At 59.4% G+C, this 3,313-nt stretch carries 4 protein-coding genes; 1 reads left to right on the top strand and 3 read right to left on the bottom strand.

All coding sequences use genetic code 11. The features are described from left to right. Window positions 1-42: 42 nt before the first annotated feature. The 3 genes from EOA86_RS27710 to EOA86_RS27700 all read right to left on the bottom strand — a co-directional run bounded on the left by EOA86_RS27710 (window position 43) and on the right by EOA86_RS27700 (window position 2,419). Entirely contained in the window at window positions 43-507 is a 465-nt protein-coding gene (locus EOA86_RS27710) for a hypothetical protein (RefSeq protein ID WP_065007041.1), read from the bottom strand. An 11-nt stretch (window positions 508-518) separates the two neighbouring features. Next, the gene (locus EOA86_RS27705) at window positions 519-1,664 is read right to left on the bottom strand and encodes a metallophosphoesterase (RefSeq protein WP_127208047.1); all 1,146 of its coding nucleotides are present in this window, start codon (window positions 1,662-1,664) and stop codon (window positions 519-521) included. 92 nt (window positions 1,665-1,756) lie between these two features. Next, window positions 1,757-2,419: a carboxypeptidase regulatory-like domain-containing protein gene (locus EOA86_RS27700; protein WP_127208048.1), complete on the bottom strand. Its 663-nt coding sequence runs from the start codon at window positions 2,417-2,419 to the stop codon at window positions 1,757-1,759. A 233-nt stretch (window positions 2,420-2,652) separates the two neighbouring features. On the opposite strand from EOA86_RS27700, the gene EOA86_RS27695 reads away from it, so the two are divergent. Next, window positions 2,653-3,258, top strand: coding sequence for an SCO family protein (locus EOA86_RS27695; RefSeq protein WP_128344590.1), 606 nt, complete (start codon window positions 2,653-2,655; stop codon window positions 3,256-3,258). Window positions 3,259-3,313: the final 55 nt, after the last annotated feature.

Genomic DNA, 3,313 nt, shown 5'->3' with positions numbered 1-3,313 from the left:
AGCTTCGAGCTCCCGTGAAGCCGGTGCCGGCTATCGACGAGACTAGTACTTGCCTGGCACCAACACCGAGCCGGTGTTCGACCAGGTGATGTACGCCTCGAGCGCCTTCATCGCCTCCGATTCGGGATCGATCTTCTCGCCCTGGTTCGGTTTCTCGATGCACCAGTTGATCATGTCGCGCAGTGTCGCGAACTTAGCCATCGACTGCTGGAACTTCGGGAACGCCTGCGGGTGGGTATCGGAGGCCATCGGATGGCACATGGCGCAGGCCCACCCGGTGGTCGACAGCTTGACGCCCAACTGCTCCGCCATCGCCGCATCACCGTGGAACAGGAGGTCTCCCTTCCTGACCTCCTCCATGAACGCTTCTTGATAGAGTTTCAGCTGCTTTGGCGTCACCGGATCCTTATTGGCACTGGCCGGCCCGACGACGACGGCAGCTGCGACGACTGCTCCTGCGACTGTGGAACGCCTCAGAATGCAGAGGAATGTCGATGTGTTTATCATAGCCACCCCCTCTATGGATTTGCCCACGGGTACTGATTGTCGGCGATGCGTGGCCGTATGACCTCCTCAATGCTCTTGTCGTGGTCCTCCGGCGTCTGGACGAACACCTCCTTGCGCCCCCACATGATGTACTCGACATCGACCTTGTCGTCGGCGTTGACGTTCACGGTTTCCCAACCGACCCCGTCGAAGGGATCGCCCGGATCGACACGGATCATCGGCTTGGTCAGCTTGGGCACGCCTTCCGGCGCATACGGCCATGGCCAGGAGGTCGCCAGCATTCCGATCGAGCGCATGCTGCCGATCTCGTTGTAGAGCACCTGGTGGACGTGACCGTGGATGTTGGTGACCTTAGTATAAGGCTTCAGCACGTCATTCACTTCGCGCCAGTCGCGCACCCAGAAATTCCAGGGCGGGTAGTACTCGTACAGCGGATTATGGCTGAAGATGACGATCGGTTTGGACTTATCCCAGTCGGCGAGTGTCTTCTGCATCCAGTCGAGTTGCTCGCGGCCGACACCGGCCCACGCGCCGGCAACCGTGCCGTCGAGGGTAGCCATGTGGCCCATGCGCTCCTCTGGCGTCATCTTCTTCGCTGTCCAGTAGTCCGGTCCCCGGCTGACCGTATCGAGCCCGATGAAGCGCACGCCTTTGTGATCGAAGGTCCAGTTGGGTTGGCCGAACAACTCGCCCCACTTCTTGCCCATATCCAGATACCAGTCATGCTCGCCCGGGATGTAGTACTTCTTGATCTTCAGATCCTTGAGGAGCTCAACGCCAAGCTCAAGTTCCTCGATCTTTCCGAGCTGGGCCAGGTCGCCGCCGAAGATCAGGAAGTCGGCCGGCGGATCCATGGCCTGGACCTCTTGCACCGCGCGCACCACCTTGTCGACGAAGCGCGTGTTGAGGGATCTCTCGTAGAGATGGGTGTCCGAAATCCAGGCAAATTTGAAGGGCGCTTCGGCGGCGTGAGCGACGTCGATAGTGTTGAGCAGCGGCCACCACGCGAAGGTCTGGCCGACGGAAGCAGCACCGAACAGCAGCGATCTGTGAATGAAGGTGCGGCGGGTGATTTGGAGCGAGTCGTCGGGCCGTACTCCAGGCGGCTGCAGCACCGCATGCATTTCGCGCCGAATGCGGTCAAGCTCGTCAGACATCACGGTTCCTCCTCAGTGCAGACCGTTTCTTAAAGCGTCGGTCTTCTCGCAGGAGCGCGACCCTGTTGAATCAGTCGGTCGCAAATTTTTCTTTATTTTTTCAGTTCAACCGTCAGACTGGTGGCCTTATTCTCCTCTACCTTTACGGGCTGCTCGATGGGCCCGGTGAAGGGGTGGATCGCCACGAGTTTGTAGTTGCCCGGCGGAACATCGGTTATGCTGAACTTGCCATCGGCGCCGGTGACCGCGTAATAGGGATTATCCACCACATAGACCCAGCCTTCCATCCAGCCATGCGCGTCGCAGTCGACGCGGACAGTGCCGGCCCGCTTCAGTTCGACGGGTATCCGCTGGCCCTTATTGGGCAGCGCCAGGTTGAAGGCGGTTCGCTTGCCATAATAGCCGTGGGTGTTGTGGAGCATTGGGTCGCTGTTGACCACCTCCAGCGAACCGGCGGGTATCATCTGAACCGCGGGCTCAAAGCGGCATTTGAGGTTGTTAAGCTCAGGCGGCTTTCCGGGCTCCGGCCAGGCCTTTCCCTGTGCCACGTCGACCAGCTGCACCGCCGCGTTCAGCACGGCCTGGTCGCTGCCGACTTCGATCAGCGGCTCCTCGCGGGGGTCGCCGCACACCTCGATATCCTTGGTGGGGATGATCTTTGTTGTCGGCACGTCGCCGCGGTAGACGATCGTACCCTCGATCGTTCCGCCTCCCGTGACCGGACCCACTTCGTAGGCTTGCGCAGGCGCGGACATTGTCGCAACGACAGCGATTGCTGCTAGCCCGCTCATCAATTCGCAAATCGTCATAAAAGCCACCTCCTTCGTGAGGGATGAGGGGCAACTTTTAAATATAGAGCCAAACCACTACCATGTCTAGCCATTCAGCAACAAAATATGATAAAATAGGACGGTTTAGGCGAGTTTGTTAATCACAAACACACGCGGTGGGTTTTGGCGTGTCATTCTCGAATTGCCGGAGGTACTTGATGAAGCGACGGCATGGATTGCTCCGCCCCTGGGCCTACGGTCCGGAAACCCTCTTCTGCATCATATTCGCAGCGGCCCTGTCGATCTGCCAACCGCTCGTGCGGGCTGACACGGCGCCTGTGACGGTCGGTGGCCCATTCACGCTCACGGCGCCGGACGGAACGACGGTCACCGATGAGACTTATCGCGGCAAATGGCTGCTGGTTTTCTTCGGCTATACGTCTTGCCCCGATATCTGTCCGACGACTCTGTCCGAAATCGCCGCCGCGATTGAGGAACTCGGTCCCGACGCTGCAAATCTGCAGCCGCTCTTCATCACCATCGATCCTGAACGCGACACGCATGAGGTGATGGGAAGCTTTACCGCGGCGTTCGATCCGCGCATCGTCGGACTGACCGGCAGCCCGCAACAGATTGCTGCAGTTTCGGAGGCATATGGCGCCTATGGTGTGGCGCGCCAGGGTGAGGTGGGCGGTGACGACTACCTAATGGACCACGGCACCTACATCTACATTATGAACCCACAGGGGCAATTCGTGGAGGGGCTAGACGCTGACACGCCAAGCAGCGGCATTGCCGCTAGGTTGGGTGAGCTGGTGCGATGACGCGAGCCCCGGGATGATGGAGATCACGATTATTAAGTTGATCGATGCGTAGAAG

The sequence above is a fragment of the Mesorhizobium sp. M5C.F.Ca.IN.020.32.2.1 genome (assembly GCF_004023105.1).
Lineage (GTDB): Bacteria > Pseudomonadota > Alphaproteobacteria > Rhizobiales > Rhizobiaceae > Mesorhizobium > Mesorhizobium wenxiniae.
The sequence above is the reverse complement of the archived record's forward strand: the minus strand, read 5'-3'. Positions and strand labels throughout refer to the sequence as shown.